The 14,687-nt window shown below is 72.1% G+C and carries 11 protein-coding genes; 5 read left to right on the plus strand and 6 right to left on the minus strand.

All coding sequences use genetic code 11. From position 1 onward, the window contains the following. The first annotated feature begins 313 nt into the window (after positions 1-313). Genes ACW62_RS05700 through ACW62_RS05710 form a run of 3 tightly spaced genes read left to right on the plus strand, consistent with a single transcriptional unit; the run spans position 314 to position 4,965 of the window. Positions 314-1,273, plus strand: coding sequence for an AAA family ATPase (locus ACW62_RS05700; RefSeq protein WP_053203083.1), 960 nt, complete (start codon positions 314-316; stop codon positions 1,271-1,273). A gap of 6 nt (positions 1,274-1,279) precedes the next feature. Further along, the gene (locus ACW62_RS05705; RefSeq protein ID WP_053203084.1) at positions 1,280-2,596 is read left to right on the plus strand and encodes a DUF58 domain-containing protein; all 1,317 of its coding nucleotides are present in this window, start codon (positions 1,280-1,282) and stop codon (positions 2,594-2,596) included. Next, a complete protein-coding gene (locus tag ACW62_RS05710; protein WP_053203085.1) occupies positions 2,596-4,965 on the plus strand; it encodes a transglutaminase TgpA family protein in 2,370 nt (789 codons plus the stop codon). Before ACW62_RS05705 ends, ACW62_RS05710 begins: the two co-directional genes overlap by 1 nt. Positions 4,966-5,135: 170 nt before the next feature. Here the strand turns inward: ACW62_RS05710 and ACW62_RS05715 are convergent, their stop codons facing one another. The 3 genes from ACW62_RS05715 to mgrA form a co-directional block, all read right to left on the minus strand. Next, positions 5,136-5,567 (minus strand): DUF3040 domain-containing protein, encoded by a 432-nt coding sequence (locus tag ACW62_RS05715; protein ID WP_053203086.1) that lies wholly within the window; start codon positions 5,565-5,567, stop codon positions 5,136-5,138. 132 nt (positions 5,568-5,699) lie between these two features. Then, on the minus strand, positions 5,700-6,461 hold the full coding sequence (locus ACW62_RS05720) for a class I SAM-dependent methyltransferase (RefSeq protein ID WP_053203087.1): 762 nt from the start codon (positions 6,459-6,461) through the stop codon (positions 5,700-5,702). A 4-nt stretch (positions 6,462-6,465) separates the two neighbouring features. Next, a complete protein-coding gene (gene mgrA, locus ACW62_RS05725; RefSeq protein WP_053203088.1) occupies positions 6,466-7,527 on the minus strand; it encodes an L-glyceraldehyde 3-phosphate reductase in 1,062 nt (353 codons plus the stop codon). Positions 7,528-7,545: 18 nt separating this feature from the next. Between mgrA and ACW62_RS05730 the strand changes: the two genes are divergently transcribed. Continuing rightward, entirely contained in the window at positions 7,546-8,367 is an 822-nt protein-coding gene (locus ACW62_RS05730; protein WP_053203089.1) for a spermidine synthase, read from the plus strand. 63 nt (positions 8,368-8,430) lie between these two features. Here ACW62_RS05730 and ACW62_RS05735 read toward each other — a convergent pair whose 3' ends face one another. From ACW62_RS05735 to ACW62_RS05745, 3 genes are all read right to left on the minus strand, one after another. Next, on the minus strand, positions 8,431-11,310 hold the full coding sequence (locus ACW62_RS05735) for a vitamin B12-dependent ribonucleotide reductase (protein WP_053203090.1): 2,880 nt from the start codon (positions 11,308-11,310) through the stop codon (positions 8,431-8,433). Positions 11,311-11,383: 73 nt separating this feature from the next. Then, on the minus strand, positions 11,384-11,926 hold the full coding sequence (nrdR, locus tag ACW62_RS05740; protein ID WP_053203091.1) for a transcriptional regulator NrdR: 543 nt from the start codon (positions 11,924-11,926) through the stop codon (positions 11,384-11,386). Positions 11,927-13,236: 1,310 nt separating this feature from the next. Further along, positions 13,237-13,704, minus strand: a complete 468-nt coding sequence (locus tag ACW62_RS05745; protein ID WP_053203092.1) for a LysM peptidoglycan-binding domain-containing protein — start codon at positions 13,702-13,704, stop codon at positions 13,237-13,239. A gap of 199 nt (positions 13,705-13,903) precedes the next feature. Between ACW62_RS05745 and lexA the strand changes: the two genes are divergently transcribed. After that, the gene (lexA, locus tag ACW62_RS05750) at positions 13,904-14,629 is read left to right on the plus strand and encodes a transcriptional repressor LexA (RefSeq protein ID WP_240477242.1); all 726 of its coding nucleotides are present in this window, start codon (positions 13,904-13,906) and stop codon (positions 14,627-14,629) included. Positions 14,630-14,687 lie beyond the last annotated feature (58 nt).

Below are 14,687 nucleotides of genomic sequence, written 5' to 3' on the forward strand. Positions count from 1 at the left end.
CGCGCCGCCCTGTGGGCCGATCATCGTGCGAGCGCCCGACACACCGTCCGACCAGGCCGGGCGATCGGGGAATGTCCGGTTCGGATGGATGCGCGTGCACACGTAGTGGACATAGGCTCTGCGGGTAAAGCGAAAGCCGGGGCCGATCGGAACCCGCGGGGTGGGTCCAGACGTCGCACCACTGCGAGACTGGACAGCGGAATGCCGCGATCGGCCGAGGCACGTCACGCCGACGAGGTCGGGGATCGAAGGAGGAAACGTGCCTGAACCGTTCAACCCGGGCCATCATCAACCGCAGGGACCCGGCGAGGTCGTGCCCGAGTTGGCGCTGGGCGACCTCGCCGACACCGCCGCCCGCGTACAGGCCGCCATCGGCTCGGTCATCGAGGGCAAGCCCGAGGTCATCAAGCTGGCATTCACCGTGCTGCTGGCCGAGGGCCACATCCTCATCGAGGACGTCCCCGGCGTCGGCAAGACGATGCTCGCGAAGTCCGTGGCCCGCGCCATCGACTGCACGGTGCGCCGCATCCAGTTCACGCCCGACCTCATGCCCAGCGACGTCACGGGCGTGTCGGTGTTCAACCAGTCGACCCGCGAGTTCGAGTTCAAGCCCGGCGGCGTGTTCGCGAACATCGTCGTCGGCGACGAGATCAACCGCGCCTCGCCGAAGACGCAGTCCGCGCTGCTCGAGTGCATGGAGGAGCGGCAGGTCACCGTCGACGGCACGACCTACCAGCTCGAGGCGCCGTTCATGGTGGTCGCCACTCAGAACCCCATCGAGATGGAGGGCACCTACCCCCTCCCCGAGGCGCAGCGCGACCGCTTCATGATGCGGCTGTCCATGGGCTACCCGTCGCAGCAGGCCGAGATCGAGATGATCGACACGCACGGCTCGACCAGCGCGCTGGACCCGCTCGAGCCGGTCACCGACGCCGCGCACGTGCACAAGCTGGTCCGGCTGGTCCGCGGCGTGTATGTCGCCGACGCGATCAAGGAGTACGCGGTCGCGCTCACCAGCGCCACCCGCACGTCGCCCGACCTCCGGCTGGGCGCGTCGCCGCGGGCCACGCTGCACCTCATCCGGGCGGCGAAGGCGTGGGCCGGGCTGGAGGGCCGCGAGTACGTGCTGCCCGACGACATCCAGGCGCTGGCCGCGCCCGTCCTCGGCCACCGGCTGCTGCCCACGGCCGAGGCACAGATCGGCCGCCGCGACGCCGGGAGCATCGTCGCCGACCTCATCCAGCGCATCCCGCAGCCCGAACCGGCCCGGTAGCCGCCGATGAACGACGCGCTGTCCGGTCTCACCCGACGCGGCTGGACCTTCCTGGCCGTCGGCGGCGGCGCCATCCTGGCCGCCGTCCTCGCCGGGCAGCGCGACGTGCTCAGGGTCGGCCTGCTGCTGGTCGTCGTCCCGGCCATCAGCCTCATGGTGGCGCTGCGCAGCAGGGTCCGGCTGGCCGCGTCCCGGTCCGTCGAGCCGCCGCGGGTGTCCGTCGGCGAACGGGCGACGGTGCACCTGCGGCTGGCCAACTCCGCGCGCATCCCCACCGGCGTGCTGCTGGTCGAGGACAGCATCCCGTTCACGCTCGGGGCCCGGCCGCGGTTCGTCCTCGACCACGTGTGGTCGCGGTTCCGGCGCGACGTCACCTACTCCATCGACCCGGTGGTGCGTGGCCGGTACAAGGTCGGCCCGCTGACGGTGCGGGTCACCGACCCGTTCGGCATGGTCGAGCTGCGCCGCGCGTTCAGCGACGTCGGCACCCTCATCGTCACGCCGACGGTGCACCAGCTGCCGCCGGTCCGGCTGGTCGGCGAGTGGAGCGGCAGCGGCGAGAGCCGGCCGCGGGCCATCGCCGCCGCCGGTGAGGAGGACGCGACCATCCGCGCCTACCGCGTCGGCGACGACATGCGCCGCGTGCACTGGCGGGCCACCGCCCACCACGGCGAGCTGATGGTCCGCCGCGAGGAGCAGCCCTGGCAGAGCCGGGCCACGATCCTGCTCGACACCCGCACGTCCGGGCACACCGGCGAGGGCATCGACTCCTCGCTGGAGTGGAGCGTCACCGCGGCCGCGTCCGTCGGCGTCCACCTGGCCGAGCGCGGCTACGCCGTCCGGCTGGCCACCGACCACGGCAGCGCCGTCTCCACCAACTGGCACGACCCCGCCAGCGGTCCCGGCGACGCCAAGGTGTCGCTGCTCGACGCGCTCGCCGTCGTCCAGCCGCAGCGCGACGCGTCCGTCGGCCGCTGGCCCGACCTCCTCAGCGGCGCCGAGGCCGCCACCGGCCTGCTGGTCGGCGTGTTCGGCCGGCTCACCGAGCCCGAGGCGCGCGTCGTCGCGGAGCTGCGGCAGGGCTCCACCGCCGCGCTGGCCGTCGTCCTCGACGTCATGTCGTGGACGTCGCTGGGCGAGAACAGCCGCGAACACGTGCGGCTCACCGCCGGTGTGCAGGTGCTACGCGGCGCCGGCTGGAACGTCATCGTCGCCAAGCGCGGCGACCACCTGGCCACGCTGTGGGAGCGTCTCGGGCTGCAGCGCCCGGCCGTGCAGGAGCAGGCCCGCGCCGGCCTGTCGACCGGACGAGGGGCGAGCTGATGTCGTCGCTGAGCGCACACGGCCGGCTGACCATCGTCGCGGCGCTGGCGGCCTGGCTGTCGGTGCTGCCGCTGTTCGCGATCACGCAGACCGACGACTGGATCGTGCCGGCCGCCATCGCGGTCGCGCTGGTCTCCGGCACCGGTTACGTGCTGCGCAAGCTCGGCGTGCCGTCGCTGCTGGTCCCGGTCGCGCAGCTGGCCGTCATCGTGCTGTGGCTGGGCGTGCTGGTGGCCAACGACGTCGCGCTGCTCGGGTTCATCCCGACCACCGACTGGGCCACCCGGCTGGTCGACGTGTTCCAGGAGGGCCTCGACGTCACCTCGACGTTCGTCGCCCCGATCCCGGTGCCGCGCGGCGTCCTCATGCTGGTGATCGGCGGCGCCGGCGTGGTGGCGCTGCTGGTCGACACCCTCGTCGTCTGGCTGCGCCGGGTCCCGCTGGCCGGCGTGCCGCTGGCCGCCTGCTACACCGTCGCGGCCACCGCCATGACCACCGGCCTGGACTGGTGGTGGTTCCTGCCGCCGGCGGCCGGGTTCCTGGCACTCCTGGTCTCCGAGGGACGCACCCGGGTGGCGGCGTGGGGCCGCTCGGCCAGCCCGTCGGCGCGGCGCAGCGGCATCCCCGAGACCGACTCGCTGGCCCGCAACGGCCGCCGGGTCGGCGCGGTGGCGCTGGCGGTGGCCGTCGCCGTCCCGGGTCTCGCGCCGGTGCTGACGGAGGGCGTGCTCGGGCCTGGCCGCGGTGGCGGCGGGGGTGGCGGGCAGACCATCCGCACCGACAACCCGATCATCGACCTCCAGCGCAACCTGCAGCGCCGCGAGAACGTCGAGGTGCTGCGGTACAGCTCCAGCGCCGACACCGAGGCCGCCACGTACATCCGCATCGTCACGCTCGACGTGTTCGACGGCGAGGAGTGGAAGACGTCCGACCGCCCGGTGCCCGACTCCGTCGACAGCGGGCTGCCCTGGCCGCAGGGCCTCGACCAGGCCGACTGGCCGGTCATCGACTACGACATCAACGTCAGCCCGGACTTCAGCTCCAGCTGGCTGCCGCTCCCCTACCCGGCGCAGCGCATCGACGTCGAGGGCGACTGGCGCTACCACGCGCCCACTCTCGACGTCGTGGCCGACGGCGACGACGTCCGCGCCCGCTCGTACAACGTGCAGAGCCTGGTGGTCGAGCCGACCGTCGAGGCGCTGCGCAACGCCGGCCCGCCCAGCGACGACGTCGACGCCATGCTCGAACTGCCCGAAGAGCTCCCGTCCGAGGTCACCGACCTCGCCGACGACGTCACCGGCGACGCCACCGACGACTTCAGCAAGGCGGCCGCGCTGCAGCAGTGGTTCCGCGGCCCGCAGGGCGGCTTCGAGTACGACATCGAGTCGACCTCCGGCCACACCGCCAACGCGCTGGTCGACTTCCTGAACGACCGGCGCGGCTACTGCGAGCAGTTCGCCGCGACGATGGCCATCATGGCCCGCTACCTGGGCATCCCGGCGCGGGTCGCGGTCGGCTTCACCGCCGGCGACTACCAGGGCAACGGCACCTACCTCGTCCGCGCACACGACTCCCACGCCTGGCCGGAGCTGTACTTCGAGGGGTCCGGCTGGGTCCGGTTCGAGCCCACCCCGGCCGCCATCACCGGCCGCGCGCCCGACTGGACCGTCGTCCCGACCCAGAACGCGCCGGTGCCCGACCCCACCGACCCGAACGCTCCCACGTCACAGCCCACCAGCACGGCGCCGTCCATCCCGCGCGACGACGAGCTCGGCGGCGGCGCGGCCTCCGGCGGCCAGCAGCCGCCGTCGCAGTGGCCGCTGATCCTGCTCGGCGCGCTGGCGCTGGCGGCGTTCTTCGCCACCCCGTCGGTGGCCGCGCGCATCGGCCGCCGGCTGCGCTGGCGGCAGGCCGGCGACCACCCCGGCGCGCTGGCCGAGGCGGCCTGGGCCGACCTGCGCGAGGCCGCCCGCGACGCCGGCCACTCCTGGGACCCGGCCGCCACGCCGCGGTCCACCGGCCGCCGGCTGGCGACGGCCGCGTCCCTCGGCGACGACGACCGGCAGCTGCTCGACCACCTCGTCGGCGCCGTCGAGCAGGCCCGCTACGCCCGTCAGGCCGAGCCGGTCGAGGCGCTGCACGACGACACCGAGCTGGTGCGCCGCTCCATCGCCCGCTCGGCGTCGATCGGCCGGCGGATCAAGGCGTTCCTGCTGCCGACCCAGTACCGCGACAGCGCCGTCGAGGCGAACCGCCGCCTGGTCGAGGGGTTCGACTGGATCGACGCCACCGGCGAGCGGCTACGCGACTCCGTCGCCGCGTCCAGCCTGCGGCGCCGGCTGCCGGCGCCCCGTCCCCCGGCCGAGTAGCCGCCCCGGTCCGGTCAGCACCAGACCGGACCGGGTTCCCGGTTATGACCCGCGCCCGTGTCCCGGAAACACGAAAGCGCCGCCCGAAGGCGGCGCCGGACGCGTGAACCGCTGTGCTGGCTAAGTGTTGTGCTGGCTAAGTGCTGTGCTGGTGAGGTGCTGTGCTGCCGTTACTGGCCGTAGCCGCGCTCGCGCCGGTTGCGCCAGCGCTGCTCCATGCGGTCCATGAACGAGCCGTTGTTGCGCGGCCCCTTGGGGCGGCGCTGCCGGCGGGGCGAACCGGGGCTGATGTCGGGCACCTCGCCGGTGGCGGCGGCCGTGCCGTCGGACGGCGGCACGCGGCGCCACGAGGTGACGGCGTAGAAGGCCGAGCCGAGCATGACGACGAAGCCCGCGACTCCGAGCGCGATGACCTGAGTGACGGCGCCCGTCATGAGCAACACGACACCGACGACGAAGACCAGACCGGCAAAGACCGCGCGGCGCCGGTACCGCCGCCGAAGATCCGCGCCACGCATGGCGGTGGCGAACTTCGGATCCTCAGCGAGCAGCGCCTGCTCCATCTGCTCGAGCAGCCGCTGCTCATGATCGGAGAGTGGCACCGTTCCCCTCCAATGAACACGGAAACCTTTGGGCACCTGCTGTAAGGACCAGCATATGCGGCCGACGCCACCGAAGAAAGCCGGGTGCGACACCGAAGCTGATCGGTGTCGCAGTACCCGCTCGCGGGCCGATCACACGTGCGACCCCACGGGCCGCCCGGCGAGCACGTGCAGAGCCGCGGCGACGGCCCGGAACGCCGGATGCGCCACGACGGCGGCCTCCAGTTCGGCCAGCGCGGCCACCTCGGCGGGGTCGTCGACGAGGCTGCCGCCGACGAGGTCGGTGAGCACTCTCACACCGTGCACCTCGTCGACGCGCAGCCCGGCGGCCGCGAGCAGCGCCCTGACCCCGTCCTCGTCGAACCGGCGCGGCAGCGGGTCGGAGCCGCCCCAGCGCCCGTCCGGGTCGTCGAGCAGCTGCCGGGCGTCGGCGAAATGCCCGGCCAGCGCCTTCGCCAGCACGGCGGCGTAGCGCTGGGCGACGACGACGCTGGCGACGCCGCCGGGGCGCAGCGCCGCCGCGATGGCCGTCACCGCTCCGGACACGTCGTCGACCACCTCGAGCACCCCGTGGCACAGCACGACGTCGGCGCCGTCCGGACCGACCACGCCGGCCAGCCCGGCCGCGTCGCCCTGGACGCCGGTGACCTGGCCGCCGACGCCCGCCTCGGCGGCCCGGCGGGCCAGCGTGGCCAGCGCGTTCGGGCTCGGGTCGACGACGGTGACGCGGTGCCCGATGCGGGCCAGCGGCACCGCGAACACGCCGCTCCCGCCGCCGAGGTCGACGATGTCGAGGTCGCGGCGGCCGGTCGACCCGCTCAGCGCCGCCAGCGCCTCGTACAGCTGGGTCCAGATGGCCTCGGTGCGCGGGTTGCGGCGCTGACGCTCGTTCATCGGGTCACTCGTCGCTCGACCGGGCCCAGATGTTCAGGCCCGCCTCGACGGCGGACTTGTCGATCTCGGCCAGCTCGTCGTCGGAGAAGTCGAGGCGGTCCAGCGCGCCCAGGCTGTCGTCCAGCTGGCCCACCGTCCGGGCGCCGATCAGCACCGACGTCACCCGCTCGTCGCGCAGCGCCCACGACAGCGCCAGCTGCGCGAGCGTCTGACCGCGCGACTCGGCGACCCCGGCCAGCGCCTTCAGCCGGTCGACGACGTCCTGCGTGACCAGCGACGGCGAGAACGACCCGCCGCGGGCCGCGCGGGAGTCGTCCGGCACCCCGCCCAGGTACTTGTTCGTCAGCAGGCCCTGCGCCAGGGGCGAGAAGGCGATGATGCCGAGCCCCTCGTCCGCGCAGGCCTCGGTCAGCCCGGCCTCGATCCAGCGGTTGAACATCGAGTAGGACGGCTGGTGGATGGCCAGCGGCGTGCCCAACTCGCGCATGATGCCGGCCGCCTCGCGGGTGCGCTCCGGCGAGTACGACGAGATGCCCGCGTACAGCGCCCGGCCGGACCGGACCGCGGTGTCCAGCGCGCCCATCGTCTCCTCGAGCGGCGTGTCGGGGTCGAACCGGTGCGAGTAGAAGATGTCGACGTAGTCGAGGCCCATGCGGTCCAGCGACGCGTCGAGGCTGGCCAGCAGGTACTTGCGCGAGCCCCATTCGCCGTACGGGCCGGGCCACATGTCGTAGCCGGCCTTCGTCGAGATGATCAGCTCGTCGCGGTACGGGCGGAAGTCCTCGGCGAAGATGCGGCCGAAGTTCTTCTCCGCCGAGCCGGGCGGCGGGCCGTAGTTGTTGGCGAGGTCGAAGTGCGTGACGCCGTGGTCGAACGCCGTGCGCAGGATGGCCCGCTGCGTGGCCAGCGGCGATTCGTCGCCGAAGTTCTGCCAGAGGCCCAGCGAGATGGCCGGCAGCTTCAGTCCGGTGCGGCCGCTGCGGCGGTAGGGGGTGTCGATGTAGCGCGCTTCGTCGGCCCGGTACGGCGCGCCTACGTGGGGGTTCCTTGTCGGACGGTCAGCCATGCTGCGAACCTATCGCTCGTGCCCCCGTCCCGTGCCAGCGACCGCCCCCGTCCCGAACGCTTCGCCGGGCTCCACCACGTCGACTCCGGCACGGTGGAGCTGGTCCCGGACCGCGCCCATCCCGGCGGCTGGTCGGTCCGGCTCAACGGGCTCGCCAGCTCCTACGTCCACGTCGACGACCCGACCCTGCTGGACTTCGAGTACACCCAGTGGACCGGCCACGTCCTCGACGCCGTCGCGCCGCCCGGCGAGCCGCTGTCCGTGCTGCACCTCGGCGGGGCCGGCTGCACGCTGGCCCGCTACGTGGCGGCGACGCGGCCGGGGTCGCCGCAGACGGTCTTCGAGATCGACGCCGCGCTGGCCAGCCTGATGCGGCAGGCGTTCGGGCTGCGGTCGGTGCGCGGGCTGCGGATCAAGGCGATGGACGCTCTGGAAGGGCTGCGCGCGCTGCCGGACGACTATTCGGCCGTCGTCATCCGCGACGCCTTCGACGGCGCCGACGTGCCGCCGCACCTGGCCGACCTCTCCTTCTACGCGTCGGTCGCCCGGGTGCTGACGCCCGGCGGCGTCTACGTCGGCAACGTCGCCGACACCGCGCAGGTCCGCGAGGCCCGCGTCGAGGCGGCGACGGCCCTGGAGGAGTTCCCGCACGTGGCGATGATCGCCGAGCCCGGCCAGCTGCGGGGACGCCGCTACGGCAACGTCATCCTCGTCGCGTCGCAGCAGCCCCTCCCGGAGGACGCGCTGATCCGCAAGCTCGCCGGCGGCGCCGTCCGCGCCCGCTACGTCGAGCCGGACCGGGTCAAGGCCCTCGTCGCGGGCGTCAAGCCGCGCCGCTGAGCCGGAACGCAAGACGGCGGCCGCGGGGAAGATCCCCGCGGCCGCCGCCGCTGCGAAACGGCGTCAGCTGCAGCCGCTGGTCGAGCCGCAGCCCTCGCAGACGTAGCAGCTGCCGGCCGGGCGCATCTTCGTGCCGCAGGTGAAGCAGAGCGGCGCGTCGGTGCTGGTGCCCTGGATGATCTCGAGCAGCTCGGCCGACGTGTGCGCCTCGACCGGGGCCGGACGGGCCGCCACGGCCTCGGCGACCGGCGCCGGCTGGGCCGGCGCGACCTCGGCCTTCACCGGAGCGGACTGCCGGAACGTGTCGGCCTCGATCTCGGAGTCGGCGGTGTACTCCCCCGTGTCGAGCTGACGGGCCCGCTCGGACGCCGTGTAGATGCCCAGCGCCGCGCGCGACTCGAACGGCAGGTGGTCGAGCGCGAGCCGGCGGAAGATGTAGTCGACGACGCTCTGCGCCATGCGCACGTCGGGGTCGTCGGTCATGCCCGACGGCTCGAAGCGCATGTTGGTGAACTTCTCGACGTACGTCTCCAGCGGCACGCCGTACTGCAGCGCGATGGAGATGGCGATGGAGAAGGCGTCCATGATGCCGGCCAGCGTCGAGCCCTGCTTGCCCAGCTTCAGGAAGACCTCGCCGAGGCCGTCGTCGGGGTAGGAACCGGCCGTCATGTAGCCCTCGGCGCCACCGACGGTGAACGACGTGGTGCGGCTCGGGCGGGTCTTCGGCAGCCGCTGGCGGGTCGGCCGGTACTCGACGACGACGTCCTTCTCGGCGTTCTTGTCGAACGCCTTGTCCGCACCCTTCGCCTTGGCGTCGGACAGCGGCTGGCCGACCTTGCAGTTGTCGCGGTAGACGGCCAGCGCCTTGAGGCCGAGCTTCCAGCCCTGCAGGTAGATGTCCTCGATCTCCTCGACGGTCGCCGACTCGGGCATGTTGACCGTCTTGGAGATGGCGCCGGACAGGAACGCCTGGACGGCGGCCATCATGCGCACGTGGCCCATCGGCTCGATGGCCCGCGGCTGGCCGGCGGCGCAGTCGAACACCTCGTAGTGCTCGGGCTTGAGGCCGGGCGCGTCGACGACGTTGCCGTGCTCGGCGATGTACTCGACGATCGCCTCGATGGTCTCGTCGGCGTAGCCGAGCTTCTTCAGCGCCTTCGGGACCGTCTGGTTGACGATCTGCATGGAGCCGCCGCCGACCAGCTTCTTGAACTTGACCAGCGAGAAGTCGGGCTCGATGCCGGTGGTGTCGCAGTCCATCATGAAGCCGATGGTGCCGGTGGGCGCCAGCAGCGACGCCTGCGCGTTGCGCCAGCCGTTCTTCTCGCCGATCTTGTTGCCCTCGGCCCACACCTTCGTCGCGAGGCTGCGGACGTCGGCGTCGAGCGTGGCGACGGAGCGGAGGGCGTCGTTGGCGGCGGCGTGCTTGCGCATGACCCGGGCGTGCGCCTCGGCGTTGCGGGCGAAGCCGTCGTACGGGCCGACCACACCGGCCAGCTCGGCGGAGCGCTTGTAGGCGGCGCCGGTCATCAGCGACGTGATGGCGGCGGCCAGCGCGCGGCCGCCCTCGGAGTCGTAGGCCAGGCCGGACGCCATGAGCAGCGCGCCGAGGTTCGCGTAGCCAACGCCGAGCTGCCGGTAGGCGCGGGTGGTCTCGGTGATCGACTCGGTCGGGAAGTCGGCGAACGTGATGGAGATGTCCATCGCGGTGATGATCAGCTCGACCGCCTTGGCGAACGTGGCGGCGTCGAAGCTCCCGTCGGGCTGCAGGAACTTCATCAGGTTCAGGCTGGCGAGGTTGCAGCTGGAGTTGTCGAGGCTCATGTACTCCGAGCACGGGTTGGACGCGGTGATGCGGCCGGTCTCGGGGTTGGTGTGCCAGTCGTTGATGGTGCCGTCGTACTGGATGCCGGGGTCGGCGCACTCCCACGCGGCCTTCGCCATGTCGCGGAACAGCTTCTTCGCGTCGACGGTGGAGATGACCTCGCCGGTCATGCGGGCGCGCAGGCCGAACTCGGCGCCGGACTCGACCGCGCGCATGAACTCGTCGTTCACCCGGACCGAGTTGTTGGCGTTCTGGTACTGGACGGACACGATGTCGGAGCCGCCGAGGTCCATGTCGAAACCGGCGTCGCGCAGCGCGCGGATCTTGTCTTCCTCGCGCGCCTTCGTCCGGATGAACTCCTCGACGTCGGGGTGGTCGACGTCGAGCACGACCATCTTGGCCGCGCGCCGGGTGGCGCCGCCGGACTTGATCGTCCCGGCCGAGGCGTCGGCGCCGCGCATGAAGCTGACCGGGCCGGACGCCGTCCCGCCGGAGGACAGCAGCTCCTTGCTGGAGCGGATGCGCGACAGGTTCAGGCCGGCGCCGGAGCCGCCCTTGAAGATCATGCCCTCTTCGCGGTACCAGTTGAGGATCGACTCCATGGAGTCGTCGACGGAGAGGATGAAGCACGCCGACACCTGCTGCGGCGACTTCGTGCCCACGTTGAACCACACCGGCGAGTTGAAGCTGAACACCTGGTGCAGCAGCATCCAGGTGAGCTCGTGCCCGAAGATCTCGGCGTCGTCGGGCGTGGCGAAGTAGCCCTCGGCCTCACCGGTCGTGCGGTACTTGTTCACCACCCGGTCGATGAGCTGGCGCAGACTCCACTCGCGCACGTCGGTGCCGATGGCGCCGCGGAAGTACTTCGTGGTGACGATCGTCGAGGCGTTCAGCGACCAGGAGTCGGGAAACTCCACGCCCTTCTGCTCGAAGACGGTCTCGCCGGTCCTCCAGTTCTGCTGGACGACGTCGCGGCGCTCCCACGTCACCTCGTCGTACGGGTGGACGCCCGGGGTCGTGTAGATGCGCTGGACACTCAGCCCGCGCACCTTCTTCGCCCGTCCGCCCGGCTTGCTCCCCGCACTGTTGCGGCTCGGCCCGCTCACCGTCTCCGTCATGGACCTTCCTCACTTCCCCCGGCTTCACCCGTGTATCCGGGCCTGTCATTCGGTTGTGTGCTGAACTGCTGACTCACGGTTCCGCGACGGTCAGCGTGGAGTCCCGCTCCTCGCCGTCGGCGGCGTCGCCGTCACCGTCGGCGTCGGCGTCGCGGGGACGCTCGGCCCGCTCGCGGTCGGCCCGCAGCGTCGCGATCTCGTTCTCGAAGTCGACGAGGCTCTCGAAGTCGCGGTACACGCTGGCGAAGCGCAGGTAGGCGACCTCGTCGAGCTCGCGCAGCGGGCTCAGGATGGCCAACCCCACCTCGCGGCTCGGGATCTCCGCGCTCCCCTGCGCACGGAACTGCTCCTCGACCCGCTGGGCCAGCCGGGCCAGGGAGTCCTCGCTGACACCCCTGCCCTGGCACGCCCGGCGCACCCCGGCGACGACCTTCTCGCGGCTGAACGGCTCGGTCGCCCCCGAGCGCTTCACCACGGCGAGCGTCAGCTGCTCGACGGTCGTGAAGCGGCGCTCGCAGGCCAGGCACTGCCGCCGGCGGCGGATGACGGTGCCCTCGTCAGCGGTGCGGCTGTCGACCACCCGGCTGTCGGCGTGACGGCAGAACGGACAGTGCATGAGGGCACCTCCTCGGCGCTGGACCTGTGGACGAGATGGGGACAACCTGTGCACTCTCGACCACTACCTGTGGACAGCTTACAGCTGTGTAACTACTAGATATAGGGGTACGGTACGTCGGCGGGAGGGGCGTCTGCAACCGACATCGCCGTACTCGGCGGAGGGTGTTTCAAAGCCGCAGGTCATGGATGAGTCGATCACTCCCCTCGGCGCGTCGCGGGGATCGGTGGCGCTCCTCACACCGTCGACCGTCCCCACCCCGATCGCGCACCGTTTCCGCAGTTCAGCCGCCGAGTGGCCGCTCGGAGGCCGGCGTGCGCCGGGAGCCCGGTGGGTTGTGGACGACGGTGGGGTCGCGGGGTTGTGGACAACGGAGCGACCACAAGATGTGGGGTGCGGTAGTCCGCTGGGACGAGCGAGGACTGCGGGGGTCGGCGCACGAGGTCATTCGGCCGTGCCGGGGTGGACAGCGTCCGTGACCCGCGTCGACCGTTGGCCGGGCTCGCGGTTCGCCGGGCTCACGGTTCGCTGGCCGCTCACGGCCCACTTCGGGGTGTGGCGACCGACTCCGCTGCTGGTCTTGGGTCCGCTGGCCGCCGCCTGGCCCGCTCGTCGGCTACCGACTTCGACGCCCGTGGGCGACACCCGAACGGCGGGCCATGATCATCCAACTTTTTGGCTGTCATAGCAGCTCAAATCATTGATGATCATCGTGGAACTCATGGTTGGCGGTGGCCGACACTCACCCAGCGGCGACCTGTGTCCAACCTCCTGGCCGGGTACATCTAGGAGCACCTCACCCGCCGCGGGACCGGCGGATCATCGGCGATCACTGGCGTCCCAGCGCCAGTGATCGCCGATGATCAAGCGAACGCCACCCCGCCAGGGTGCGCGGAGGTGGCCGCCGCGGCCAACGACCGGAGGAGGCCAGCGAACCCGTCGCCCACGGCGGAGCCGGTCGCCAGAAGAGGGGCAGCCGCGACAGACCGCGGACCCGAAGCCCGGCCCACTCTCTCCGCGGCCCTCCTGACGCCGCACCCACGAGAGCCGTCGAACAGCAGGGGCCGAGGAAGCCAACGGGCCGGACCCGGCGAACCGGCACGACACACCGGCGGAGGTGGGGACATGGAGGCGATGCCCACCACACCCGCCCGGCGCGTCGGCCGGAACGCGGCCACAGCCCGGCCAGAAGCAGCCGAGACCAGCCGGAAGCCGTCAGCGGCAGCCGGGACCAGCCGGCCCGGAGACCAGCCGGGGGCCGTCAGCGGCAGCCGGGACCAGCCGGGGGCCGTCAGCGGCAGTCGGGCGGGTCAGCGGCCGGCCGGGACCTCGATGAGATCGCCGGGGCGGATGTCGGCCGCCGAGGAGAGGCCGTTGAGCTCGATGATGGCGGCGACCGTCTCGCGCGGGTCGGCCGTGGGTGCGACGTCGGTGGCGAGCTGCCACAGGGTGTCGCCGCCGCGGACCTCGACCGTGGTGACGGCGGCGCCCCCGGTCGAGCCGGCCGGGGCGGCGCCGCCGTCCCAGGGGCGGACGAACGCCAGCGCGCCGGCGACGACGAGCAGCAGCCAGGCCAGCCCGACGACGACGCGGCCGCGGCGGGTGAGGCGCGAGCCGTGCAGGGACGGCTCGGCCGAGCCCACGCACGCGACCGGCTCCGGACGGCCCGCGGGACGCCGGCGCGCCACGTGCCGGCGCGGCGGAGCGTCGATGCGCTCCGGCTCGATGACCACGCGCGCGCGGGTCTCGAACGGCGGGATGTAGGTCGTCGTCGCCATGGTCAGCCTCCGGTGTTGTCGCACAACCGTTCGATAGAACGACTGTACGAATAGTTGTACACGCTGCCACTGACAGAGTCGAGACACGTTCGAACAGATGTTTGATCGTGTCTTGCATTCCGGCTACTGTGACCACATCAATCGACCCTGCGACCCGTTTTCGAACGGACGCATCGACCGCACAGCCGGAGGTGGCGTGGTGGCCAACAACGACGACGACGAGCGCGGTGAGGCAGCCGTCGCCTCGGTGCACAGTTTCCCGGAGACCCACCAGCACCCGGCCGACCTCACGGTGCGGCAGCGCAAGGTGCTCGAGGTCATCCGGGAATCGGTGGGCCGTCGCGGCTACCCGCCCAGCATGCGCGAGATCGGCCAGGCCGCCGGCCTGTCCAGCCCGTCGAGCGTGGCCCACCAGCTCGGCGTGCTCGAGACGAAGGGCTACATCCGCCGCGACCCGCACCGCCCGCGCGCCCTCGAGGTGCTGCCGCCCGGCACCGCGCCCGGCGACTTCACCCGTCAGCTGATGGACGACGAAGAGAGCAACCTGCCGACGCCGTCGTACGTGCCGATGGTCGGGCGCATCGCCGCCGGTGGGCCGGTGCTGGCCGAGCAGGCGGTCGAGGACGTGTTCCCGCTGCCGCGCGAGCTGGTCGGCGAGGGCACGCTGTTCATGCTGCGCGTCGTCGGCGACTCCATGGTCGACGCGGCCATCTGCGACGGCGACTGGGTAGTCGTGCGGCAGCAACCGGTGGCCGAGAACGGCGAGATCGTCGCGGCGATGATCGACGGCGAGGCGACGGTCAAGACCTTCAAGAAGCGCGACGGCCACATCTGGCTGCTCCCGCACAACTCCGACTACGAGCCCATCGACGGCGACGACGCCACGGTGCTGGGCCGCGTGGTCGCGGTCATGCGCCGCATCTAAGTACGTGTTGGGAAAGTGGTTCGGCGTGCCTGCGTGACTGATGTGATGAGTGTGGCGA

Source organism: Jiangella muralis (genome assembly GCF_001270745.1).
GTDB lineage: Bacteria > Actinomycetota > Actinomycetes > Jiangellales > Jiangellaceae > Jiangella > Jiangella muralis.